Source organism: Petralouisia sp., from assembly GCF_056822245.1.
In genome coordinates, this window is the sequence record NZ_JBQIOP010000060.1 from 1 (window position 1) to 24,066 (window position 24,066).

20 protein-coding genes are annotated in these 24,066 nt (G+C 47.4%); 17 read left to right on the forward strand and 3 right to left on the reverse strand.

Features of this window, described 5'->3' with window-relative positions:
- The first annotated feature begins 194 nt into the window (after positions 1–194).
- The 4 genes from glnA to ACTO17_RS17435 are packed head-to-tail and all read left to right on the forward strand — an operon-like array spanning position 195 to position 4,272.
- Entirely contained in the window at positions 195–1,526 is a 1,332-nt protein-coding gene (gene glnA, locus ACTO17_RS17420) for a type I glutamate--ammonia ligase (RefSeq protein ID WP_482558827.1), read from the forward strand.
- An 18-nt stretch (positions 1,527–1,544) separates the two neighbouring features.
- A complete protein-coding gene (locus ACTO17_RS17425) occupies positions 1,545–2,105 on the forward strand; it encodes an ANTAR domain-containing response regulator (protein ID WP_172537704.1) in 561 nt (186 codons plus the stop codon).
- 11 nt (positions 2,106–2,116) lie between these two features.
- Complete coding sequence (gene dapF / locus ACTO17_RS17430; protein ID WP_482558828.1) at positions 2,117–3,034, forward strand: diaminopimelate epimerase; 918 nt, start codon at positions 2,117–2,119, stop codon at positions 3,032–3,034.
- A 23-nt stretch (positions 3,035–3,057) separates the two neighbouring features.
- Positions 3,058–4,272 (forward strand): LL-diaminopimelate aminotransferase, encoded by a 1,215-nt coding sequence (locus tag ACTO17_RS17435; protein WP_482558829.1) that lies wholly within the window; start codon positions 3,058–3,060, stop codon positions 4,270–4,272.
- A 130-nt stretch (positions 4,273–4,402) separates the two neighbouring features.
- Here ACTO17_RS17435 and asnA read toward each other — a convergent pair whose 3' ends face one another.
- Positions 4,403–5,413: an aspartate--ammonia ligase gene (asnA, locus tag ACTO17_RS17440; RefSeq protein WP_482558830.1), complete on the reverse strand. Its 1,011-nt coding sequence runs from the start codon at positions 5,411–5,413 to the stop codon at positions 4,403–4,405.
- Positions 5,414–5,759: 346 nt separating this feature from the next.
- Between asnA and ACTO17_RS17445 the strand changes: the two genes are divergently transcribed.
- From ACTO17_RS17445 to ACTO17_RS17495, 11 genes are all read left to right on the forward strand, one after another.
- Positions 5,760–6,674 carry a sugar phosphate isomerase/epimerase family protein gene (locus ACTO17_RS17445; RefSeq protein WP_482558831.1) on the forward strand — a complete coding sequence of 305 codons (915 nt, stop codon included), beginning with the start codon at positions 5,760–5,762 and terminating at the stop codon, positions 6,672–6,674.
- A 28-nt stretch (positions 6,675–6,702) separates the two neighbouring features.
- Positions 6,703–7,638, forward strand: a complete 936-nt coding sequence (locus tag ACTO17_RS17450) for an ROK family glucokinase (protein ID WP_482558832.1) — start codon at positions 6,703–6,705, stop codon at positions 7,636–7,638.
- A gap of 13 nt (positions 7,639–7,651) precedes the next feature.
- Positions 7,652–8,839 carry a substrate-binding domain-containing protein gene (locus ACTO17_RS17455; protein ID WP_482558833.1) on the forward strand — a complete coding sequence of 396 codons (1,188 nt, stop codon included), beginning with the start codon at positions 7,652–7,654 and terminating at the stop codon, positions 8,837–8,839.
- 12 nt (positions 8,840–8,851) lie between these two features.
- Complete coding sequence (locus ACTO17_RS17460) at positions 8,852–10,336, forward strand: sugar ABC transporter ATP-binding protein (RefSeq protein ID WP_482558834.1); 1,485 nt, start codon at positions 8,852–8,854, stop codon at positions 10,334–10,336.
- Positions 10,337–10,407: 71 nt separating this feature from the next.
- The gene (locus ACTO17_RS17465) at positions 10,408–11,439 is read left to right on the forward strand and encodes an ABC transporter permease (RefSeq protein ID WP_482558835.1); all 1,032 of its coding nucleotides are present in this window, start codon (positions 10,408–10,410) and stop codon (positions 11,437–11,439) included.
- A gap of 2 nt (positions 11,440–11,441) precedes the next feature.
- On the forward strand, positions 11,442–12,488 hold the full coding sequence (locus ACTO17_RS17470) for a Gfo/Idh/MocA family protein (RefSeq protein WP_482558836.1): 1,047 nt from the start codon (positions 11,442–11,444) through the stop codon (positions 12,486–12,488).
- A gap of 64 nt (positions 12,489–12,552) precedes the next feature.
- Complete coding sequence (locus ACTO17_RS17475) at positions 12,553–14,964, forward strand: GH39 family glycosyl hydrolase (protein ID WP_482558837.1); 2,412 nt, start codon at positions 12,553–12,555, stop codon at positions 14,962–14,964.
- A gap of 229 nt (positions 14,965–15,193) precedes the next feature.
- Positions 15,194–16,297: a Gfo/Idh/MocA family protein gene (locus tag ACTO17_RS17480; protein WP_482558838.1), complete on the forward strand. Its 1,104-nt coding sequence runs from the start codon at positions 15,194–15,196 to the stop codon at positions 16,295–16,297.
- Between the two features lie 15 nt (positions 16,298–16,312).
- Complete coding sequence (locus ACTO17_RS17485; protein ID WP_482558839.1) at positions 16,313–16,744, forward strand: C-glycoside deglycosidase beta subunit domain-containing protein; 432 nt, start codon at positions 16,313–16,315, stop codon at positions 16,742–16,744.
- A gap of 63 nt (positions 16,745–16,807) precedes the next feature.
- Positions 16,808–17,788 (forward strand): sugar phosphate isomerase/epimerase family protein, encoded by a 981-nt coding sequence (locus ACTO17_RS17490; protein ID WP_172536299.1) that lies wholly within the window; start codon positions 16,808–16,810, stop codon positions 17,786–17,788.
- A gap of 291 nt (positions 17,789–18,079) precedes the next feature.
- Positions 18,080–19,453 carry an MFS transporter gene (locus ACTO17_RS17495; protein ID WP_482558840.1) on the forward strand — a complete coding sequence of 458 codons (1,374 nt, stop codon included), beginning with the start codon at positions 18,080–18,082 and terminating at the stop codon, positions 19,451–19,453.
- A gap of 35 nt (positions 19,454–19,488) precedes the next feature.
- Here ACTO17_RS17495 and ACTO17_RS17500 read toward each other — a convergent pair whose 3' ends face one another.
- Complete coding sequence (locus ACTO17_RS17500; RefSeq protein WP_482558841.1) at positions 19,489–20,382, reverse strand: DMT family transporter; 894 nt, start codon at positions 20,380–20,382, stop codon at positions 19,489–19,491.
- Positions 20,383–20,537: 155 nt separating this feature from the next.
- Between ACTO17_RS17500 and ACTO17_RS17505 the strand changes: the two genes are divergently transcribed.
- Positions 20,538–22,373 carry an SEC-C metal-binding domain-containing protein gene (locus ACTO17_RS17505; RefSeq protein ID WP_482558842.1) on the forward strand — a complete coding sequence of 612 codons (1,836 nt, stop codon included), beginning with the start codon at positions 20,538–20,540 and terminating at the stop codon, positions 22,371–22,373.
- Positions 22,374–22,449: 76 nt separating this feature from the next.
- On the opposite strand, the gene ACTO17_RS17510 is transcribed toward ACTO17_RS17505, so the two are convergent.
- On the reverse strand, positions 22,450–23,028 hold the full coding sequence (locus ACTO17_RS17510) for a tyrosine-type recombinase/integrase (protein ID WP_172536303.1): 579 nt from the start codon (positions 23,026–23,028) through the stop codon (positions 22,450–22,452).
- A 542-nt stretch (positions 23,029–23,570) separates the two neighbouring features.
- On the opposite strand from ACTO17_RS17510, the gene ACTO17_RS17515 reads away from it, so the two are divergent.
- The gene (locus ACTO17_RS17515) at positions 23,571–23,849 is read left to right on the forward strand and encodes a carbon storage regulator (protein ID WP_482558843.1); all 279 of its coding nucleotides are present in this window, start codon (positions 23,571–23,573) and stop codon (positions 23,847–23,849) included.
- Positions 23,850–24,066: the final 217 nt, after the last annotated feature.

The following is a 24,066-nucleotide window of genomic DNA, read 5'->3' on the forward strand; positions in this document are numbered from 1 at the left end:
AACTATAGTACAGCTAAAAAAAACAAGAAGTCATTTCTATTTGAGAAAAACATTTGTGGTAAACTCTGACCAATCAAACCCGAAAGTAAAGTTACACTATCGGAATCCGCCTGGAACATTGACTTCTGAATAGAGATTACGTATAATAGCCATGGCGGCTGTAACATATTACCTGATTAAAGGAGTGAAGCATTATGAGCAGATACACGAAGCAGGATATTGTACGGATGGTGGAAGAAGAGGACGTGGAATTTATCCGTCTGCAGTTTACAGATATGTTCGGAACGTTGAAAAATGTGGCGATTACCAAAAGCCAGCTGAAAAAGGCGCTGAATAACCAGTGCATGTTTGACGGATCTTCCATTGAGGGATTTGTGCGCATTGAAGAGTCGGATATGTATTTGCATCCGGATCTTGACACCTTTGCAATTTTCCCCTGGCGGCCCCAGCAGGGAAAAGTGGCCCGGGTGATCTGCGACATTTACCGGCCGGACGGAACGCCTTTTGAAGGAGATCCAAGATATATTTTAAAGAAAACACTGGCGCAGGCGGCAGAACTGGGATATCAGTTTGACGTGGGGCCGGAATGTGAATTTTTCCTGTTTCACACTGATGAGGACGGGCGCCCTACCACGCTGACCCATGAGCGGGCGGGATATTTTGACTTGGGGCCGGTGGATTTGGGAGAAAATGCAAGACGTGATATGGTGCTGACGTTAGAGGAAATGGGATTTGAGATTGAGGCATCCCATCATGAGGTGGCCCCGGCCCAGCATGAGATCGATTTCCGCTACGGCGAGGGTCTGGCGACGGCAGACAATATTATGACTTTTAAACTGGCGGTCAAAACCATTGCAAAGCGGTTCGGACTGTTCGCAAGTTTTATGCCGAAACCCAAATACGGGGTAAACGGTTCTGGTATGCACATCAATATGTCTGTGTCAAAAGACGGAAAAAACATTTTCAACGATTCCTCCGATGAACTGGGATTAAGCCGGGAAGCCTATTATTTTATCGGCGGATTAATGAAGCATATGCAGGGAATTACGGCAATCACCAATCCTCTGGTGAATTCCTATAAACGGCTGGTGCCGGGATACGAGGCGCCTGTGTATATTGCATGGTCGGCCACCAACCGAAGCCCGCTGATTCGGATTCCGGCGGCAAGAGGAGAAGCCACCCGTGTGGAGCTTCGGTGCCCTGATCCTGCGGCAAATCCCTATCTGGCCCTGTCTGTGTGCCTTGCGGCAGGACTTGACGGCATCCGGTGTAAACAGAATCCCCCGGCTCCGGTGCAGTCCAATATTTTCCATATGGAAAAAGCAGAACGGGAAAGGCTGCAGATTAAGGAGCTGCCTTCTAATCTCCACGAAGCAGTGAAGGAACTGAAAAAAGATGGGTTTATCTGCAGCGTATTGGGCGCTCATATTGCGGAAAAATATGCAGAGGCAAAAGAAGCGGAGTGGGAAGCATACCGGGAACAGGTGACAGACTGGGAAATCAGTCATTATCTCTACAAAATATAGTTCCCGGGAGGAAGTGTTTTGGTTCCTGTAATTGCAGCATTCCCAAGAATGGAAATTGGGAAAAAGATAAAAAATATTTTAGTGAAAAACGGGTTTTCAGTCAGCGCGCTGTGCACGGCAGGAGCCCAGGTTCTGCAGCATGCGGAGCTGTTGGAAGAGGGGCTTGTGATCTGTGCCTGCAGGCTTTCGGACATGATGTATCAGCAGCTGCGGGATTACTTGCCGGACAGCTTTGAAATGCTTGTGATAGCTTCTCCCGATTTCTGGGAAGAACCGGACATGGAACATCTGATGTGCCTGACCATGCCTTTCAAAGTCCATGAGCTGGTCAGCGCTGTGGAACAGATATCCTGTTCCATAGAAAAAAGGAAGCAGAAGCGGAAATTCCGGCGGCGGGAGCGGAGCGAAGAAGAGAAGCGGATCATCCAGGACGCCAAGGAGCTTTTAATGGAAAGAAAACAGATAACAGAAGAGGAAGCCCACCGGTATATCCAGAAAATAAGTATGGACAGCGGCACAGGGCTGTCTGAAACGGCAGAAATGATTCTGCAGATGATGCAGAATTCAAAAGAAGAATAGGAGGCGTGTCTGTGAAATTTACGAAAATGCACGGGATTGGAAATGATTATGTCTATGTAAACTGTTTCAACGAGGAAGTGGCCTGTCCGGAGGAGACCGCGAAATATGTCAGCGACAGGCATTTCGGAGTGGGTTCGGACGGATTGATTTTAATAAAGCCGTCGGAAAAAGCAGATGTTGAAATGGCCATGTACAATGCGGACGGTTCCCGGGGCGAGATGTGCGGAAACGGCATCCGCTGTGTGGCAAAATACGTCTATGATTACGGCCTGACAGATAAAACCAGGATTCAGGTGGAAACTCTGGCAGGGATTAAGGAACTGGATTTGACCGTGGAAAACGGCAAAGTATCCCTGGTAAAAGTAAATATGGGTTCCCCGGAGCTGTCCCCGGAAAAGATTCCGGTGCTTCCCCAAAGCCATAATGGATCGCCGGAAAAATTTTCAGCAATTGCAGATAATTCCCCGGAAAAATCGGGCCCGGCAGAGGAGACGGCCGTTCATGTCCCTCTGGAAGTGAACGGAAACATATATCAGATGACCTGTGTTTCCATGGGAAATCCCCATTGTGTGATTTTTATGGAAAAGGATGTCAGGGATCTTGATTTGGAAACAATCGGCCCTTCTTTTGAGAATCATCCCCGGTTTCCCCAGCGGATCAATACGGAATTTGTCAATATCATTGACAGGCATACCCTGCGGATGCGGGTCTGGGAGCGGGGCAGCGGAGAGACCTTGGCCTGTGGAACCGGCGCCTGCGCCACTGCTGTGGCGGCGATCCTCAATGAAAAAACAGATCATGACGTAACGGTACAGCTTTTAGGCGGCGATTTGCATATTAACTGGGAAGGCGGCAGGGAACCGGTGTATATGACAGGCCCGGCAGCCACCGTATTTGACGGCGAAGTGATACTTCCCAGTGATTTATAGTGAAAAGAAAGAAGGGATCATCCATGTTTAAAATCAACGAGAATTATCAGAAATTACCCGGCAGCTACCTTTTCAGCGCCATTGCAAAGAAAGTATCTGCCTATACAGCGGCCAATCCGGGAAAAGAGATCATCCGCCTGGGAATCGGCGATGTGACAAAGCCTCTGGCGCCGGCAGTGATTGAAGCCATGCACAAAGCCGTGGACGAAATGGGAAATGCAGACACTTTCCGGGGATATGCGCCGGATTTGGGCTATGAATTCTTGAGAAATGCCATTGCAGAGCATGATTATAAATCCAGAGGGTGTAAAATTTCCGCAGATGAGATTTTTGTTTCTGACGGAGCCAAAAGCGATTCGGCCAATATCCAGGAAATTTTTGGGCCGGACAACCGGATTGCAGTCTGCGACCCGGTTTATCCGGTGTATGTGGATTCCAACGTTATGGCAGGAAGAACCGGAACGTATGATGCGAATACTGAAACCTGGAGCAATGTGATTTACATGCCCTGCACCATGGAAAATAATTTTGTGCCGGAATTTCCCAAAGAAACGCCGGATTTGATTTACCTGTGTCTGCCCAATAACCCAACGGGCACCACCATTACGAAAGCGCAGCTTCAGGAATGGGTGGATTATGCCAGCCGGGAGGGAGCGGTGATTATCTACGATGCAGCTTATGAGGCTTATATCTCGGAACCGGATGTGGCCCATTCCATCTATGAATGCCAGGGGGCAAAACGCTGCGCCATTGAGTTAAAGAGCTATTCCAAAAATGCAGGCTTTACCGGCGTGCGCCTGGGATATACCGTAGTTCCCAAAGAATTGAAATGCGGGGAGGTTTCTTTAAACAGCATGTGGGCCCGCCGTCACGGAACCAAGTTCAACGGGGCGCCGTATATTGTGCAGCGGGCAGGGGAAGCTACCTACAGTCCCCAGGGAAAAGCCCAGTTAAAGGAGCAGGTGGCCTATTATATGAATAATGCAGCCGCCATCAAGAACGGGCTGAAAGAGGCGGGATACACCGTGTTCGGCGGGGTCAATGCCCCCTATATCTGGCTGAAAACCCCGGATCAGATGACATCCTGGGAGTTCTTTGATTATTTACTGGAGCAGGCCAATGTGGTGGGAACTCCCGGAGCCGGGTTCGGGCCCAGCGGCGAAGGATATTTCCGGCTGACTGCATTTGGAAGTTATGAGAATACCCTGGCGGCGTTAGAGAGAATCAGGGCCATTTGACGGCGGTACAGGAGAAGGGGCTGCCGCCTTAAGAAGTAAACATACAAGATACAATATCTTGCAGTTGTATTTCTTAAGGCGGCAGCCCTTCTTTTGGTTCTCATAACAACAATTCCGGGAAATGTTTTAATTACAGCAAAGGAATCCCATGTTTTTCCGTTTCTTTTACAATTTCCTCTTTCCAGAGAGAGGACTGCACCTCTCCGATATGCGCTTTTCTCAGGAAAAACATACAAATCCGGGACTGTCCGATGCCGCCTCCGATGGTAAAGGGAAGTTCCCCCAGCAGAATGGCTTTCTGGAAGGGCAGTTCGGCCCGTTTTTGGCATCCTGCTTTTTCAAGCTGTTCTGACAGAGACGTCTGGTCCACGCGGATACCCATGGAGGAAAGCTCCAGGGCAATGTCCAGTACCGGATAATACACCACAATATCTGCATTCAGCGCCCAATCGTCATAGTCCGGCGCACGGCCGTCGTGGGGTTCTCCCGACGCCAGTTTATCTCCGATCTGCATAATGCATACCGCTCCCTTTTCCCTGGAAATCAGAAGCTCCCGCTCCTTGGGGGTATGCTCCGGGTATTTTTCTTCCAGTTCCCGGGTGGTGATAAAGAAGATGTCCGGCGGAAGAATTTCTTCTATGTAATCGTAGCGGATCGCCATGTATTTCTCTGTTTTCCGAAGCACCTTATAGACGTTTTTCACCGTTTCCTTCAGATAGTCCAGGTTTCGATCCGCTTTGGAAATCACTTTTTCCCAATCCCACTGATCCACAAAAATAGAATGGATATTGTCTGTCACTTCATCCCGCCGGATGGCGTTCATATCGGTGTAAAGCCCTTCTCCCATGGCAAAACCGTATTTCTTCAGCGCATAGCGTTTCCACTTGGCAAGAGAGTGGACAATTTCCGCCGTCTTTTCTCCCTGCTCTTTGATGCCGAAGGTGACCGGCCGCTCCACGCCGTTTAAGTTGTCATTCAAACCGGAAGCGGGGTCCACAAACAGGGGAGCGGACACACGCTGCAGGTTCAGCCGTTCAGCCAGAAGATTCTGGAAAAAGTCTTTCACCGTTTTAATGGCAATCTGCGTGTCGTGGAGGTCAAGCTCCGGCCGGTAGTTGTCGGGTATGATTAAATGTTCCATAGTTTCTCCTTCTAATTTCTGTTTTTGCAGCAGTTCTGATAAGCGCTCTGCTGCAGTTTCTTTTTCGGTATCAATTATATGCCTGTGAATCTGATTTTTCAAGAAAGAAAATAAAGATTGCGAAAAAATAATTTTCTTTTGTTTTCCGGAGGAATGAATGGACGTCAAAATTTTCCGGTTCCGCCCAGGGTCAAAAATCATACATTAATTTTTGACCTTTTGGAAATAAGTGATATGAAAAAGTCATTTTTTTGCCAGAAAACAGACATGTACAGAGAAGCGGCCCAAACGGTGAGGTTTTATAATAAGGATACAAAGAAGAACCCATGGAAAGGAGAAAACAGTTATGAAGTTAGGATTTATTACGGCAATCTGCGATGGTATGAATTTTGAAGAAGTGGTGGATTTTGCAGCGGAGAACGGTCTGGAATGCCTGGAAGTGGCATGCTGGCCCCAGGGAGGCGCACAGAGAAGATACGCAGGGGTCAGCCACATTGACGCAGCGAATCTGACAGAAGAAAAGGCGGAAGAAATCAAATCTTACTGCAGGGAGAAAGGCGTGGAAATTTCTTCCCTTGCATACTATCCCAACACACTGGACCCGGATCTGGAAAAAAGGCAGAGCTACATCGCTCACATTTATAAGCTGATTGACGCTTCCGTTCTGTTGGATGTGAATATGATTACCACATTTGTGGGAAGAGATCCCAAGAAAACCGTAGAAGAAAATCTGGAACTTGTGAAAGAGGTATGGCCGCCCATTGTCAAGTATGCAGAGGAGAAGAAGGTAAGAATCGGCATCGAAAACTGTCCGATGCTGTTTACAGACGACGAGTGGCCGGGGGGACAGAATTTGATGACAACTCCTGCCATCTGGCGAAAGGTTTTTGAGATTTTAGACAGCCCGAATTTTGGAATCAATTACGATCCCTCGCATTTTATATGGCAGCAAATTGATTATATCAAACCGCTGTATGAATTTAAGGATAAGATTTTCCATGTGCATTACAAAGATATCAAGGTATATCAGGACAAACTGAAGGATGTGGGAATTATGGCCACGCCTCTCACCTACATGTCTCCCAAACTTCCGGGACTGGGCGATGTGGACTGGGGCAGATATGTGTCGGCCCTGACAGACATCGGTTATCAGGGATACACCTGCATTGAGGTGGAGGACAAAGCCTTTGAAGGAAGTCTGGAGGATGCAAAAAAAGCAGTAATTTTGAGCGCCAGATATCTGAGGAATTTTGTAATTTAAAGAAACTGACAGGAAAGGAATCAGAGGGATGAAAAAATATGCGTTTGGAGTGGATATAGGCGGCACAACGGTAAAGATGGGCCTTTTCCAGACCAATGGGGATTTGCTGGATACCTGGGAAATCCCAACCAGAACCCAGGACGGCGGTAAAAATATCCTGGGAGATATTACAGAAGCCGTGGAAGGGAAGCTGAAAGAAAAAAATATTTCCAAATTGGATGTGGAAGGCATAGGCATGGGCGTTCCGGGGCCGGTAAGCCCGGACGGAATGGTGTTGAAATGCGTGAATCTTGGCTGGGGAACCTTTCATGTGGAGCATGAATTAGAGCAGATGACGGGCCTGAAAGTCAAGGCAGGCAATGACGCCAATGTGGCGGCCCTGGGAGAAATGTGGCAGGGAGGCGGCAAAGGCCACAAAAATATGGTAATGATGACGCTGGGAACCGGAGTGGGCGGCGGAATCATAATCAATGAACATATCCTGGCAGGCGTCAACGGAGCAGCCGGGGAAATCGGGCATATCCCCATGGCGGATGACGAAACGGAAACCTGCGGATGCGGCAAAAAAGGATGTCTGGAGCAGTACGGCTCCGCCACAGGCATTGTCAGGATGACCGCAAAATATCTGGCAGAGAATCCCGGTGCGGACACAACGCTTTCGGGGGAATTCACCGCGAAAGATATTTTTGACGCAGCCAGAGAAGGAGATAAAGTGGCCCTGAAAATGGTGGATGAGGTTGGATTTATGCTGGGAAAAGCGGCGGCGGCCATTGCATGCGTGGTGAATCCGGAAGCTTTTGTCATTGGCGGCGGCATGGCGAAGGCCGGGGATATCCTGTTGGAAGCCATGAAAAAGTATTATACCAAATATGCGTTTCACGCAGCCTGCGAGACGCCTTTTAAGCAGGCGGAATTAAGCAATAACGCAGGAATTTACGGCGGCGTGAGGCTGGTACTGGAATAAGGAGGAAATATAAGTGAAAAAGAAATTATTAATCAGCGTACTGACACTGGCCATGGCAGTTGGCCTGGCGGCCTGCGGAGGGCCTGGAACCGATGGAAATGGGAAAGCTTCAGAAAATGGAAGCGAATCCGCCGGAAATAGCGGAGCGGAAGATGAAGCTGACAAAACGGATGCGTCAGAGGAAAGCGAATCTGCCGAAAATGACGGAAAGACAGAGAGCGCAGGCGGCACTCATATCTATGTGCTGACAGCGGCAGAAGATCATGGATGGACTGGCTCTGTGGCAACCTTTGCAAAGGAAAAGGCAGAGGAAATCAACGGAGAGGGAACTTATACAGCAGAGGTGATTACCGCCAATGACGCGGCAGACCAGATTACCAAACTGGAGGATATTGTGGCAAGCGGGGAAAAAGACATTGCGGTTGTGATTCAGCCTATGGACGACACTCTCCAGTCAGCCATTCAGCAGCTGGTGGACGCAGGAATTCCCTATGTGGCTTTTGACAGGATTATTGACGCAGTTTCTGCTTCCGCTGTTTCCAATGTAAAAGGAGACAATGAAGGAATCGGCGCAGGCGCGGCAGAGTATTTCGTATCCCTGGGCATGAAGCCGGGGGAGGCTGTCTATGTATATGAGGGAGACACCTCTTCAGTTACCACCCTCAGAAACGATGGATTTACCAAGTATCTCAAAGGAGAACTGGAATACAACGGCAAAACCATTGCAGAAGATGCAAAATGGACGGAGGATGATCTGAAGGCCATCAGCTATTCCGGTGCGATGAACTGGAGCCGTTCCGATACCAAAGACAGTTACGAGTCCCTGATGGGAGACGCGTCCAATGCAGGGATCAAGTGGTTTTATGCAGAGGATGATGAGCTTGCCATGGGCATTCTGGAATCCTTAAACGGCGGCGGCGTCAGCGATTCCGCCAAAGAAGAAATTTACAAGACAAAACCGGTTCTCACAGGCTGCGGCGGACTGGATGAATATTACGAGGTTCTGCGGGGCAATTCCTATGCAGATATTACGGCCAATTTTGACGGCGTGATGTCCGTAACCTACAGCCCTTCCATGATTCAGACGGCAGTCCAGGATATGGTGGATTATCTGAACGGGGAAACGGTAGAGCAGGATCATGTGATTGAATGCGAAACAGTAACTCCCGAGAATGTAGATCAGTTCCCATCGTTTTTCTAGGAGAGGAGCATTATGAAGCTGCTGCAAATGGAACATATCTGCAAATCCTTTGACGGCGTGCCTGTGCTGAAAGACGTGTCTTTTTCAGTGGAAAAAGGCGAGGTGCACGCGCTTTTAGGCGAAAACGGCGCAGGCAAATCAACTTTGATGAATGTACTGACCGGAATCTGCCCCAAAGATTCCGGTACAGTAGCATTTGAAGGGCAGGTCTGCGATTCCATGACCATTCATAAATCAGAAAAAATGGGAATTGCATTTGTCCATCAGGAATTGAATCTGTTCAATGATTTGAAGGTATACGAAAACATATTTTTGGCAAAGGAATATACAAACAAATTCGGCAAACTGGATAAGAAGAGAATGAGAAAAGAGGCGGGAGAGCTGTTTGAGCGGCTGGGAGTGAAAATTGACCCGGATGCAATGGCGGGAGATTTGAAAACCAGTCAAAAGCAATTACTGGAAATTGCCAAAGCCTTGTTTTTTCATGCAAAGCTTTTGATACTGGATGAGCCAACCACTTCCCTGAACAATGAGGAAGTGGCTCATTTCTTCGAGATTATCCGCAGATTAAAAAAAGACGGGGCTTCTTTTATCTTTATTTCCCATAAGATGCCGGAAATTTTTGCCCTGTCTGACCGTTATACGGTATTTCGCAACGGGGAGTATGTAAACAGCGGAAAAATTGCAGAAACAACGCCGGAAGAGGTTACGAAAATGATGGTGGGGGAAAGCTACAGCGCAGAAGATGTGTATGAGCCGAGGGAAGCGGGAGATACTGTCCTGGAGGTAAAGGAATTCTCAGGCGCGGGTTTTCGGAAGGTAAATCTTACGGTAAAGCGGGGGCAGATTATCGGTCTTACCGGGCTGCAGGGCGCGGGAAGCAGTGAATTTATGCAGGGACTGTTCGGCGCAGCCAGGGGAACGGAAGGGGAGCTTCTTGTGTTCGGCAAAAGCATTCCGAAGAATTCCATCCACAAAGCCATGAAGTCAAAAGTGGCCATGCTTGCCTCAAACCGGAAGGAGAATTCCGTTCTGGCGGATATGTCCCTTCTGGAAAACATGTATCTGGCGGAGCACACGCTTTCCGCGCTGAAATTTCATATTCATAAAAAAGAAGAGGACAGAGCCTTCACTTCCTACCGGGAGCTTCTGAACATTAAAATGCAGGACAGCAGTCAGCCTGTCACCTCCTTAAGCGGCGGAAATCAGCAGAAGGTGTTTCTGGCCAGATGGCTGAACACAAAAGCGGAGATTCTGCTGTTGGACAATCCCACTCAGGGAATTGACGTGGGGGCCAAAACTGAGATTTATAAACTGATTCTGGGACTGGCCCGGGAAGGGAAAACCATTCTGATTAATACACTGGAAATTCCGGAGATTCAGAAAGTGGCGGATTACTGCGCCGTCTTTTATGAAGGAAGCATTGTGAAGCTGCTTAGGCACGAAGAAATCAGCGAAACTGCGGTGATGCTCTACGCCACAGGCTCCGCCCGGTAACTTTGGGCTGCAAGTCAGGCGTTCGGGCCTGCGGCAGGCGTTGAAGAGCCTTTAAGAAGGGAGAAATAGATATGGAAACAAAGAAATTATCACTGTCCGGCAGCAGTGGGATAGTGTCAAAATACAGTTACATAGTTGTGTTTCTGATTATATTTGCCGTGTACGCCGCCACAAGCAGCAGTCTTACCTGGAGCGGCGTTATGAATATTTTCCGGCATTCTGCCATTATCGGCATTATTGCTCTGGGCATGGGGCTGATCTGCCTGACCGGAGAGATTGATTTATCGGTGGGATCTATGCTTGCAATGGTAAGCGGATTTTCCGTTGTCATTTATAATATTACCGGCAGCATTTTTGCGGCCTTTCTCTTTGCAGTTGCATTCGGAGGGTTCTGCGGGCTGATAAACGGAATTCTGGTGGGCGGCGCAGAGATGCCGGCCTTTATTGTAACATTGGCAACCATGCTGATTTTCCGATCGATTTCCCAGTATGTCTGTCAGAAACTTCCCAAGGAGCTTATCGGCGGAGGAAGCTCCATCTACAAGCTTTTTACCCAGAAAAGCTCTTTTCAGGCCTTTTACCAGATTGGAAACGGCAAGGCTGCCACCCTTCCCTATGTGGGGCTGATTCTGGCGCTTATGACCGTTTTGTTTGTATATCTTTCCACCAGTACGAAATATGGGAAAAAAGTTTATGCCATCGGAAGCAACCAGAAGGGTGCGGTGATGACCGGGATCAATGTGTCTGTCACAAAGATTTCCGTGTTTGTCATTGCGGGAATGCTGGTGGGCCTGGGAGCTTTTTTGTGGATTGCCATGAACGCCTCGGCAGATCCGGCCACTACGGGAACCAGCTATGAGATGTACGCCATTGCAGCCGTTGTATTAGGCGGCATCAGCATGTCCGGCGGCAAAGGGAGAGTGCTTGGAATCCTCTTTGGGGCAATGTCTTATACGATCATTGATAAGATTATTGTTGCCCTGAAAATGGATTCTCTGATCAATGATGCAATTAAAGGGGTTATTCTATTGGCGGTAATTATGATACAATTGGAGGGGCCGAAGATCAAAGGCAGATTGAAAAGACGGACAAATGAGGTGTAAAATTGAAGTTGAAGATAGGAATAATTGGCTGCGGCACAATTGCCCAGGTGCGCCATGCGCCGGAGTATCACAGAAATCCGGCCTGCAGGCTGGCGGCGTTTTATAATGCCGGCAGAGAAAAGGCTGAGAGGATGGCGTCTCAATACGGGGGGATTTGCTGCGAAAGTTTAGAAGAATTGCTGAAACTGGAGCTGGATGCAGTGAGTATCTGCACATCCAATGACACCCATGCCGCCATAGCCCTTCAGGCATTGGAGGCAGGACTGCATGTGCTGTGCGAAAAACCCATGGCCGTGACAGTGCGGGAGTGTGAACAGATGACAGAGGCGGCTGAAAAAAACAACCGGATTCTGATGATTGGAAATAATCAAAGGCTGACCCGGGCGCATCAAAAGGCCAGGGAACTGATTCAGAAAGGGGAAATCGGAAAAGTCCTGAGCTTTGAGACGGTCTTTGTCCACCGTGGGCCGGATCAGTGGACAGGAAATAAAAATCCCTGGTTTTTTCATAAGGATAAGTCCGGAATGGGGGCGCTGGGAGATCTGGGAATCCACAAACTGGATTTGATTCAGCATTTACTGGGAGAAGATATTGCGGAGGTAACCGGCAGAATGGGGACGCTGGATAAGACTTATCCCGACGGAACCCGGATTGAAGTGGAGGATAATGTATGGGCCATTTTGGAGACAGAGCATGGGATAATCGGCAGTATGCATGCCGGATGGACCTGCTATGGGCAGGAACGGAATTCTTTTGTGATTTACGGCACAAAAGGGGTGCTGCGGTGTTATGATGATGAGATATATACGCTGATTCTGGAGAAAGGGGACTGCCAGGAAAAGTATCAGTTTGGGGGAATTCAGAACAATGACGATCAGAAGGCCGGATTTGCGGAGAATTCAGGGGTGATTGATGAATTTGTCAGCAGTATTTTGGAGAACCGGCAGCCTGTTTGCAGCGGAAAAGAGAATCTGCAGGCCATGCGGGCGGCAGAAGCGCTGCAGAAGTCGGCGGAAAGGGGAACAAGAATCGTAATTGCCAGGCCGTAGAAGGGCGCTGCAGAAGCCGGCGGAAAGGGGGAGCAGGGTTGTAATTGCAAGGTAGGAGAATGGAATGTCAGCATATACAAAGAAAGAAAAACTGAAAATAGAGGTGCTCAATACCAGGGAAGAACGGGAGCATTTTCATCAGGATATCGAATTGCTGTTTGTGTTGGAGGGCGCCCTGGAGGTGCGGATTGGAGAACAGGTGATCTCCATGAAAGAAGAGGACCTGTTTGTGGTAAACGCCAATAAAAAGCACAGCCTGAAGGGAACGGAGGATATTCTGTTTGCCAGGCTGTTTATCACCTATCAGCTGGTCAGCGATATATTCGAAAGCATGAATATTATCTTCTGGTGCGATTCCACCAGAAGCGATAACCAGCGTTACGATGAGCTGCGGGCGGCCATGAAGGAGCTTTTGAACCACTATCTCAGCACCCGGGGAGGAGTGTCCAATTTCGGGCATATTGCACTGTGCTACCGCGTGATGGATCTGCTGTCGGTGCATTTTCTGGTAAAATCCGGCGATAAAGAAAAGCTGGATGATTTTGACAAATTTGAGGACAGGATTTCACAGATCAATAATTATATCCGGGCCAATTATGCGCAGCCCATCAGTATGAAGGAGCTGTCAGAAAAACTGTATCTGTCCAACGGATATCTGTCCAGATTTTTCAAAAAGAACTACGGTATGAGCTTTGCGGAATATCTCACCAATATCCGGCTGTTCCATGCGGTGGACGATCTTTTGTACACCAATATCCCGATTACAAAGATTGCCTTTGAAAATGGATTCGGCAGCATGGCCATGTTCAACAAAGCGTTTAAATCAGTCTACGGGGAGACGCCCTCTGCGTTCCGCAAACGGGCCAGGGAGGACAAGAAAAAGCAGGAAAAATCAGAGATGGAAATTATTGCGGAAGGCCGTCTGGAAGCTTTTCTGCGCAATGACGGACTGAAACGGGAGCAGGAGATTCTGACCCGGAAGGAAATTGCGGAATACAATGTGAAGCAGTATGAGCCGCTGCGGACGTTCTGGAATGACATGATTAATGTGGGAGCTGCGGAAGATCTGCTGAACTCCGGCGTCCGGGAGCATGTGCTTCTGTTAAAGGAGGCTCTGCAGTTTCAGTATGTCCGGTTTTGGAGGATTTTTTCAGATGAAATGCTGCTGAATGTGTACGGCAGGGAAGAGAATCACAATTTTTCCAGACTGGATTCGATTCTGGATTTTCTTTTGCAGAATGGCTTAAAGCCCCATATTGAACTGGGCATGAAACCGAAACGTGTGATGAGCAGCGTGCAGAATGTGGTTTTCCAGGATTCCGGGCAGATTCTGCTTCCTTCCCTGGAGAACTGGCGGGATACCCTGCACAGGCTGATGAAGCATCTTCTGCACCGGTATGGACGCGGCGAGGTGAAAACCTGGCGGATGGAGCTGTGGTTTGTGGAAGAGCTGATGAATGAGGGCGGGAATCTGCCGAAATATTTTGAACTGTTTGACGCTGCGGCTGAAATTATCCATCAGTACAGCAGAGAGCTTCTGGTGGGCGGCTGCGGCTTTCGGGCGGATATGTGGGAGCAGAGAGGATTTGAAATGATGTCCCTGTGGAAAAAACGCTCGGTTCAGCCAGATTTTCTTTCGTTTCTTTATTATGGGTATGAAAGGGGCGAGGTGTCAAAGGATACCTATTCGAAACGCATCACAGATAATGAGGGGGTTCTGCACTGGGTGTTGAAAGCCCGAAATGCACTGGAAGAAATCGGATATCATAACATGCCGGTGTATTGTACGGAATGGAACCTTACGATTTCTGACCGGAATTATATCAATGACACCTGTTTTAAAGGGGCCTACATTGTAAAAAATTACATTGACGTCTATGGAAAACTGGACAGTATGGCTTATTTTCTGGGCAGCGACCGCATTTCAGAGCATTACGATTCCAGTGATATGCTCTTTGGGGGCATGGGGATTTTAAGCAGGGACGGCGTGATGAAGCCAGCGGCCTTTGCATTTGATTTTTTAAACCGGCAATTTCCCTATTTTGTGGGCAAAGGCGAAAATTATATGATTACCACAGACGCCATGGAGGTGTACGGGATTGTATGCCACAATCAAAAGAAGCTGAATTACAATTACTACCTGTCCAGGGAGGATCAGATTGACAGGGAAAATATATGGAAATATTTTGAGGACCGGGCAGTGTATGAACAGGAAATTCTTCTGTCCAATGTGGAGCCGGGGATGTACCAGATGAAAACATACCGGATTAATGAAAAGTGCGGAAGCGTACTGGAATTGTGGGCGGATATGAATTTTGAGCGGGAGATTACCAGAAATGATATCTGGTATTTCCGCAAAATATGCGAGCCGAAGCTGACCATTCAGATGTTGGAGGCCCGGGATCAGAACTTAAAAATTAAAATCAGAATGGAGCCTAATGAAATTGCATTTATCAGAATCCGCCATATGATATAGGAAACCTGCAGAGCAGGACATACAGACCCGGGTATAAGTTTTTAAACATGCTCTGAGGGAAGGTCAAAAATGAACCGTTCATTTTTGACCTTTTGTAATTGAGGCGGGAAATCCCGGCAAAAAGAAGGTCATAATCCGACAGGATTTCCGTTTGAACCAAAGAAGCGGCAGGACGGGGCTTTTGCTATACTTATTACATCAAATAACAAAACGAAATGGAGGAATCAACATGAGTAAAGTAAAAGTTGCAGTGATTGGATGCGGAGGGATTGCAAATCAGAAACATTTTCCGGCATTGAAAAATAATGCAGAGTTGAATGAAATTGTTTCATTCTGCGACATTAAACTGGAGCGGGCAGAAGCGGCGGCAAAGGAATTCGGCGCAGAGGGCGCGCAGGTTACCGCAGATTACAGAGAAGTTCTCGCCAATCCGGCAGTGGAGGTTGTGCATATCTGTACCCCCAATGTGGCTCACAGTGAGATTGCCATTGCGGCATTTGCAGCGAAAAAGCATGTGTACTGCGAAAAGCCCATGTCCCACAGCACAAAAGAGGCGGAAAAAATGGTAGAAGCATGGAAGAAATCCGGCATGAAGTTTACCGTGGGCTATCAGAACCGGTTCCGGGCTGAAGTTCAGAATCTTCATGACGCATGCAAAAAGGGCGATTTGGGAGATATCTACTATGCAAAGGCCCATGCGGTAAGACGTCGGGGAGTTCCCACCTGGGGCGTATTTATGGATAAAGAAGCCCAGGGCGGCGGCCCTTTGATTGACATTGGAACACATGCCCTGGATATTACACTGTGGTGCATGGACAATTATGACATTGAGAGCGTTTCCGGTTCTGTATTCTATAAACTGGGGGGACTTAAGCAGGCCACTGAGGGCAACCTGTTCGGGCCCTGGAATCCGGACACTTATGAAGTGGAAGATTCCGCGGTGGGATTTGTGAAAATGAAAAACGGAGCAACCATTGGGCTGGAAGCAAGCTGGGCTTTGAATATTTTAGAATCCAGGGAAGCCTCCACCACTCTCTGCGGAACTCTTGCAGGAGCGGAAATTCATTCCGGAATGAGCTATGGCAAGAACGAGCTGATTTATAACCGGGGACGCAACGGACAGTTGATGGAAGAGACTATTTCTCCGGTAGGCGGCGTGGCGTACTTCGGCGGAGGCGGCGGAGAAGAAGGAACCATTGACTGCAAACAGTGGCTGGAGGCAGTGCAGAATGACACGGAGCCGCTGGTTAAACCGGAAGAGGCTCTTGCAGTGACCAAGGTTCTGGACGCTATCTATCAATCAGCGGCAGAGAACAAGGAGATTAAATTCTAGTCAGGAGGTGGCAAAATGGGATTTGCAATGCGCATGAATTTCGTGGATGTGGTGGTAAGCGACAGCCTTAAGAATTACTATGTGGACGGCAGGAAAATGGGATACCAGTTTCAGATCCGCTTAAGTTATTACAGAGGGCACTTCCTGTCTGTGATTGATGAATTCAGCGTGAAGGTGGATGATTTTGAAGTGCCTGCAGATAATATAAAGTTTTGCATTAACGGCAAGGAATTCAGTCCGGCAGAGTTTGACAAATGCTATACGGAATTCTGGCAGGTGACAGAGCCGGCAACTATCCGGGTATTTTATCCGGGCGGGCTTCCGGAAGGAGAACACAAGATAGACGTAACCTTGTTCTTCCGTTCGCCTTATATGCCCATCGGCCCCAATCACATGTATATGCCGGTGGACAGCTGCGGCACGAAATGTTTGGCAGTTACAGATTAGGAGGAGAAAGCGCCCAGGGGCATACCTGTATGTCCAAAAAGCGTGGACAATAAGGAGGAAAAAATGGCAAATGTAAAAACAGGAATTACGTTATTTTCATTGGGGACTCCTTTCCTGAAAGGGGAACTGGATCTGGAAGGAGTCATCCGCACGGCGGCGGATTTGGGCGCGGAAGGATATGAGATTGTAGCGGCTCAGATGATTCCCTCTTACCCGTATGTATCAGATGAATTTGTTTCATTTATCAGAGAGTGTAAAGAAAAATACGGAATCGGCCCAATCTGCTATTCGGCAAATATGGATCGGGGGATGCTGAAGGACAGGGATTTGACGGAGGATGAAATGGTAGCCCGCGCCGTTACCGATATTGTGTCCGCCAATAAGCTGGGGTGTACGGTAATGCGTGAGCAATATCTGCTGTCCCCTGCCGGCCTTGCACGGATTGCGCCTTTTGCAGAGGCTTACAATGTCCGTGTGGGCATTGAAATCCATAACCCGGACAGTCCGGTGACGCAGCCGATTCTGGATTATCTGGAAGTGATTGAAAAGACAGGCAGCAAATATATCGGTTTTGTGCCGGATTTCGGATGCTTTGCCACGAAGCCCAACAAACCCTACTGGGACCGCGCCCTGGCGGCGGGAGCAACTCTGGAACAGTTAGAGAAATGCGCGCAGCTTCGCTATGAGGATGTGCCCATGGAAGAAGCCATGCAAATAATGGGGCCGGAGCTTGCAAAATGCCCCGCCCTTGGCGGAACATTGAACAGCATGTATGGATTTGTACAGTTCCGAAAGAGCTGTGTTAAAGAACTGGAAGGTCTGAAGAAAATCATGCCCTACTGCTTTGAAATGCATGGAAAATGCCATTACGTGGATGAGAATCTCCATGAGGCGTCCATTCCTTATGAAGAGATTATCCCGGTGATCGCGGAATCTGAGTATGACGGATATATTGTAACAGAATATGAAGATGAAGGCGGCTACGGCGCAGTAGAACAAACCACCCGCCATGTGGCAATGGTGAAAAAACTGCTGAACCAGTAAGGATATAACAGCGGCGGATAGCTGCTGAACCAGTAAGAATATAATGGCGGCGGATAGCTGCTGAACCGGTAAGGATATAACGGCGGCGGATAGCTGCTGAAAAAGTAGCAAGAAGAAAAAACAGGCAGATAATAAGGCATGCCGAATGCTGGGAACATTCGGCATGCCAGGAATGAATGAAAATATTCACAACCCAGGAATATTCTAATTCATAAAGTGTTTGTTTGTCAAGATTTTGCAGGCGCAAAACCGTCAGAATGAGTTTGCGCGGAGGATTTTTAGGAGGAGAATATGAACACACAGACGAAAAAATTGTCTAAACTCACACTCTTTGCATATGGGTGCGGAGATTTTGCAAGTAACTTGTGCTGGACGTTTGTAGGAAGTTACTTGAGTGTATTCTATACAGATGTGGTGGGCATGGCCCCGGCAGTTGCTTCTGCAATTATGCTGATTGCAAAAATTTGGGACGGGGTCAATGATCCTATGTTTGGAGCCATTGCGGAGAGAACCAATACGAAATGGGGACGGTTTCGCCCCTATATCCTGTTCGGAGCGCCGATTCTGGCAGTCTTGTCAGTACTGACCTTTACTACCCTTGGAAAAGGCAGTGGGGCGGTGATTTACGCGGCAGTTACATACATTGGATGCGGCATGATGTATACGGTGGTGAACCTTTCTTATGGCTCCCTGTCAACGGTTATGACTTCCGATGTGGATGATATTGCCCGGCTGAACAGTTACAGAATGATGGGAACCAATCTCAGCTCCGTGCTTCTGAATGCAATTACTGCGCCGCTGCTGATGAAGTTTTCAGGCGGCGAAGGCTATACCGCAGGGGCTTATACGAAAGTGGCGGTTTTATTTGCAATATGCGCGCTTCCCCTGTTCTACTTTGTTTACACGATGTGTAAGGAAACAATTATACCGCCCAAAAGCTCCACAAAGGTGTCCGTAGGCACAAGCATTAAAAGCGTACTGTCCAATAAACCGCTGATGCTGGTATTTTTGATTCAGCTTTTGGCTATGACGGCTTTCTTTGGCCGGATGGGCGTTGTGATCTATTATCTGATGTATAATGTCCAGAGGTTTGATTTAATTGCGGCCTTTATGTCACTGCCCTCCTTATGCACAGTCATCGGGATTTTTGTTACCATGAGTTTTACTGTAAAAATAGGCAAAAAGAAAATGGCAAGGATTGGATATATCGGCTCAGGAACAAGCCTGATTCTGATTTATGCAGTGGGAGCCACTGTGGGATATACCAACATTCCGCTGCTGTTGGCGCTTCACTGTTTATACGGCTTCTTCTGTTTCTCCTTTCCGATTCCCATGGCAATGATTCCTGACGCCATTAACTACCAGGAGGATAAAACAGGGGTGCGTTCCGACGGAACCTCTTACGCAACAGTATCTCTGTCCACCAAGTTCGGTTCTGCCTTCGGCGTATCCGGCGGACTGCTGATTATGGGCGCAACCGGATATGTGGCCAACGCGCAGCAGACGCCGGCGGCGCTGAACGGCATCAATCTTACGGTAAACCTGATTTTCGGCATATTGTTTCTCTGCTGTCTGATTCCGCTGCAGATTTATCCGCTGGATGAAAAGAAGAATGAAGAGATTCTTCAGAGCCTCGAAAAAAAACGGGCAGAAAACGCACAATAGCCATTCAATCATAGAATGCGGCAGTCCCTTTCAGATTACGGCTCTTCCTTCCTGCAGTTATACAGAAACATCATCAGGGAAGCCGTAATCACAAGGGCATATCCGATAAAACTGTATTTGTCCGGAAGTTCTCCAAACAGGGCGAATCCCAGAATGGCTGCAAAGATAATCTGGGAATAATCAAAAATAGAGATTTTTTTGGCAGGGGCGCAGGTGTATGCGGCGGTAATGGCGAACTGTCCGCCTGCGGCAAACAGGCCCGTCAGCAGGAGCGTCAAAGTCTGTCCTGGCGTCATAGGCGCAAAATCCAGAATCATCCAGGGTGTAACAAACAGGCAGGAAAACAGTGAGAAATAAAAGACGATCACAGGCCCCTGAATCTTCATAGTTCCCAGTTTACGCACCATGGTATAGGCAATCCCCGCTCCAAGACCGCCGCATACCCCGATCAATGCGGGAAGCAGCGCGGCATTGTGAAATCCCGGCTTTACAATAAACAGGCAGCCGCAGAAAGCGGAGAAAATGCAGGCAGCCTGAATGGGCCGTATTTTTTCCTTCAATAGAAAATAAGAAAAAATAACGGCAAAAAAAGGCGACAGTTTATTTAAAATAGAAGCGTCCGCCACAAGCAGATGATCCACCGCGTAGAAATTGCAGAGGATGCCTGCGGTGCCGAACACACACCGCAGTATAAGGGCAGTCCGGGCCTCTTTTGGAATATACAGGGAAACGGGCTGGGGCCTGCCGTAATTTTTCAGGATAATAATTCCGGCAAACAGGGCTGCCACCAGATTGCGGAAGAAACTTTTTTGTATGGACGGAAGATTGCCGGACAGGCGGATACAGATATTCATGCATGCAAAGCAGAATGCAGACATAAGAATCATGGAAACGCCCTGGAGGTAATTGTTTTGTGGTTGGCTGTGCATTTGTTCTCTCCTTGCTTTCAGTTGTCTGTTTTAAGATAACACAAGAGTCTGTAAAGTCAAGAGTAAAAAAGAAAAGAACCATTGATATTTTATTCCGGCTGTCATAGAATAGAGGTGAAACTTACGGCAGGATAACTATAACAGAGGTGAAAAGGATGAATTGGGTTCAGCTTAAAATGATCAGAAAAGGCACAAAACCTCCTGTCTGGCGGCGGGGGGTTGTTCCTTTTGGCATTACTTTTACGCAGCTTGCATGGATTTTAGAGGAACTTTTGGATTGTGAGAAAACAGAACATTATGAATTTGAGTTTTACCAGAAAAAGATAACCTTATGCGAATGGAAAGAAGATTCGAATTTTCGAAAAAATTTTTTCTACAGCTATCACAGCGCATCCGATACTTTTATCAACGAACTGCTGAGCTCGGAAAAGCGGTTTGCGTTCCGGGTACAGAAAGACGCGGATCAGGCAGCGGAATACCGGATTGAAATAGAAAAGAAATTGTCCCAGGTATCAGAAAAGCAAAAACAAGAGAAAGTCCCGATCCAATATCCCCTGATTTTGAAGCAAGTCGGCGGTAAAGGGAGCTGGAGCGATTCTGTTGAAAAAAATGGTATTTTGAGAGAACAATATCAGGTTTGCAGCGGGGAGGCTGATTACCGGGATTTTCGGAAGCTTCAGAAGAACTTTGAGGAAGAAAACCGGGGAATCCGGACATGTGAAAATCCCCGGAACCGGACAGGGCGCAATCAGCTTTCTTTTCCTGAGATAATCAATCAGTGCACAGACGCTGAGGGGATACAGCCAAAAGAACTGCTGAATACCCTGTTGGGAGAGAGCCTGATCCAGAACGGAGAAAAGACAAGAGAGGATCAGGAGTCCCGCAAGCCGGTATTAAAAGATATGCTTTCGGGTTATCAAAAAGCGGAATTGGTACAGCAGGCCAAAGAATTGCGCCTGCACAGGGCCAGGCTGAAAAAAGATGAATTGGCGGAGAAAATCGCCAATGAACTTCTGACGCCTTCTGTGATGGAGAGACGTTTGCTGATACTGGGGGATTGGGAGATTGCCGCGTTCGAAGCAGCGATGAAGCGGAAATGTTTTTATCCAACAGACGAAGAATGGGAAGGGTTGGAGGTTGTCTTTGAGATGGACTACATTGCCTGCTATCAGGATGAATATGTAGAGGTGCCCGGAGAGGTGGTTCAGGCGTACCAGGCCATCAATACCCCTGAATTTCACCAGAGCCGGAAAAGAGTCAACTGGATGTTGGAATGTCTGGATATTTTTGGATTTCTGTACGCTGTTGCGCCGGTGGAAATTGCCTGTGAAATCTACAACAGGAAACAGGAATTTGCCCTCAGCTGTGAGGAGTTTCTGGAAAGATTCAAAAGCCTGCCGGAAGAGATAAATCCCTGCAGTCTGGAAAAGGGAAAGCTGATGCCTACTGTTTTGAAAGAAGGGCGCCTGTATCGGAACATAGAACGAATTCAGAGGCAGACAGATTACTACATTCCCTCTGAAGATGAAGTGCATGATTATTACAAGAACCGGTATATGACAGGGGAGCGTACTTATTCGAGACTGAAAGAGTTCTTCTGCCGGGAACTGGACTATGACACAGAAGAGGCGGATGAGCTGTGCACAGTGATTTACCAGGAGTTTGCCAAGGGAATGATGCTTTCTGATATTGTGGGATGGCTGAATGAAAACGAAATGGTATTTGATTCAGCGAGACAGATGGAGAAATTCATATCCTTGATGGCGGATGCAAACAACCATACCCGTATGTTTGAATTAAGAGGACATATGCCTGTGGAACTGTCAGAGGCAAAGCCGGTTTTGGCCCGGAATTCCAGAGCAAAAATTGTGCCGATGCGGGGCATTCCCGGCAGTTCTGAAGAGCCTGAAAATAAAAAAATTTATCCAAATGATCCCTGCCCCTGCGGAAGCGGAAAAAAGTATAAAAAATGCTGCGGGAAAAAGGTTTGACAGGGAGAAAGCTGCCTTTTACGGTCTGGCCGGACACTGCGAATGCTATGTCCGGCCAGACTTTTTGCTGATTTATCTAAAAATCAATATCCATATAAATAGAATCCCGTTCATCCTGGGCAATTCCCAGATATCTTTTGGTAATGGTATAGGAAGAATGGTTGTAGATTTCCATTAACAGAGCAGGGGGAACCCCCTGCTTCCATGCATGATACCCAAAGGTTTTCCGAAGGGAATGACAGCTGATATGGGGATCATGGAGCGTTTCTGTGGCCGCTTTCTTAATGATGCGGAATGCCTGGGAGCGGCTTAAGGGGCGGGAAAAATTAGTAGTTTTGGTGAAAATGTAGTCTTCCTGAGAAGGGTTTCTCAGATTTTTGTAAAGTTCCAGGGAATCTTTTAAATGCGCGTTTAAAGCCACAACATTCTCCTTCCCGGTTTTTTCCTCCCGTACAAAAATGTGGTTGCGGAAATTCTTTTTCTCGAAATCATACACATCCTGCCAGTTCAGGTTCAGGATATCGCTGATGCGAAGGGCGGTATGCAGACCGAATGTAATCAATACATAATTTCTGGCATTTGGACGGATGTTTCGATAGTAGTCCATAAACTGTTTCAATTCTTTCTTCTCTCTGATTGGTTGCGTAGTACCCATATATGTTACCTCCATCTTTTGTAAGATCCGGTTTTTTGCGCACATAACTGCATGTATTTTGCAGTATTCCCCATTCGGCTGTGGCGGGGATTAGTTATTTGCTGTGCCGCTGTAAAAAGCCGGATGGTGAACAAGTTGTAACATTATTTTATCCATTGGACAATTTTTTTTGGACAGTGGAGGAAATTTTTTTGGAAATTTTTGACAATGAGCCGGCTCAGATCATTTTTTAAATGTATTATATGGAATTGCATAAAAAAATAATTAAGGCAAATGCAACATTTTATAGTAAAATGTTGCATTTGCCTTTACACCATATATATCGAACCAAAAGAAAAATACTTAACATCTAAATTAAAAAAAATTCTTTTTCTTAAATTCACTGATAATTCTATTATATTCTATTATTTTTCAAAATAAACGGCATTAATGAAAAAAATGCATAATCAAAAACAGGGCAGGGACGCAACAGTTTACTATAAACTGTTGCATTCCAAAATTAGCAGTACGGGGATGCCGGAAAGAAGAACAGGAGGTTATGTATGCTGAAATTATCAGTAAAGCCAGGGGAATATGTCTTAATCGGCGATGACATCAAGATTGTATTTGCCGGAGGAAGCTCCAACAACATACGGATTCTGGTGGATGCACCCAAATCCTACAACATTGCCAGAAGCGAGGCGCTGGAGCGTTACGGCATGGCGCCGGGCCCGGGAAATGAAGTGAAGCATTACAGAGACAGGGAGATTTCCCCGGAGGCCAAAGAGAAAATCAAGGCCATTCTGATGGCGGAGCGCAGGAAAGCCAGAAAGAACGTGTAGTTCCCAGCTGCCGCGGTACGTCCGTTGGAGCAGAGCGGAACAGGGAGAAAGAACAGACATTTTATAAGGGGGCTTCCAGTGCAGAGGCAGCAGGTAATAATGCAGTTTTCACTGCTTATCACCACTTTACAACTATTATAAATAGTGCTCCTTTTGCTGAACAAGGTATTTTAAGGCTTTCATAAGGGCAGATGATTTTATTATACTTTCGCTCTTT

Bases quoted from the DNA above. Each gene is read 5' to 3' on its own strand.
- glnA (WP_482558827.1), top strand. From the start codon at position 195: ATGAGCAGATACACGAAGCAGGATATTGTACGGATGGTGGAAGAAGAG.
- ACTO17_RS17435 (WP_482558829.1), top strand. From the start codon at position 3,058: ATGTTTAAAATCAACGAGAATTATCAGAAATTACCCGGCAGCTACCTT.
- asnA (WP_482558830.1), bottom strand. From the start codon at position 5,413: ATGGAACATTTAATCATACCCGACAACTACCGGCCGGAGCTTGACCTC.
- ACTO17_RS17445 (WP_482558831.1), top strand. From the start codon at position 5,760: ATGAAGTTAGGATTTATTACGGCAATCTGCGATGGTATGAATTTTGAA.
- ACTO17_RS17450 (WP_482558832.1), top strand. From the start codon at position 6,703: ATGAAAAAATATGCGTTTGGAGTGGATATAGGCGGCACAACGGTAAAG.
- ACTO17_RS17460 (WP_482558834.1), top strand. From the start codon at position 8,852: ATGAAGCTGCTGCAAATGGAACATATCTGCAAATCCTTTGACGGCGTG.
- ACTO17_RS17465 (WP_482558835.1), top strand. From the start codon at position 10,408: ATGGAAACAAAGAAATTATCACTGTCCGGCAGCAGTGGGATAGTGTCA.
- ACTO17_RS17475 (WP_482558837.1), top strand. From the start codon at position 12,553: ATGTCAGCATATACAAAGAAAGAAAAACTGAAAATAGAGGTGCTCAAT.
- ACTO17_RS17480 (WP_482558838.1), top strand. From the start codon at position 15,194: ATGAGTAAAGTAAAAGTTGCAGTGATTGGATGCGGAGGGATTGCAAAT.
- ACTO17_RS17485 (WP_482558839.1), top strand. From the start codon at position 16,313: ATGGGATTTGCAATGCGCATGAATTTCGTGGATGTGGTGGTAAGCGAC.
- ACTO17_RS17490 (WP_172536299.1), top strand. From the start codon at position 16,808: ATGGCAAATGTAAAAACAGGAATTACGTTATTTTCATTGGGGACTCCT.
- ACTO17_RS17495 (WP_482558840.1), top strand. From the start codon at position 18,080: ATGAACACACAGACGAAAAAATTGTCTAAACTCACACTCTTTGCATAT.
- ACTO17_RS17500 (WP_482558841.1), bottom strand. From the start codon at position 20,382: ATGCACAGCCAACCACAAAACAATTACCTCCAGGGCGTTTCCATGATT.
- ACTO17_RS17505 (WP_482558842.1), top strand. From the start codon at position 20,538: ATGAATTGGGTTCAGCTTAAAATGATCAGAAAAGGCACAAAACCTCCT.
- ACTO17_RS17510 (WP_172536303.1), bottom strand. From the start codon at position 23,028: ATGGGTACTACGCAACCAATCAGAGAGAAGAAAGAATTGAAACAGTTT.
- ACTO17_RS17515 (WP_482558843.1), top strand. From the start codon at position 23,571: ATGCTGAAATTATCAGTAAAGCCAGGGGAATATGTCTTAATCGGCGAT.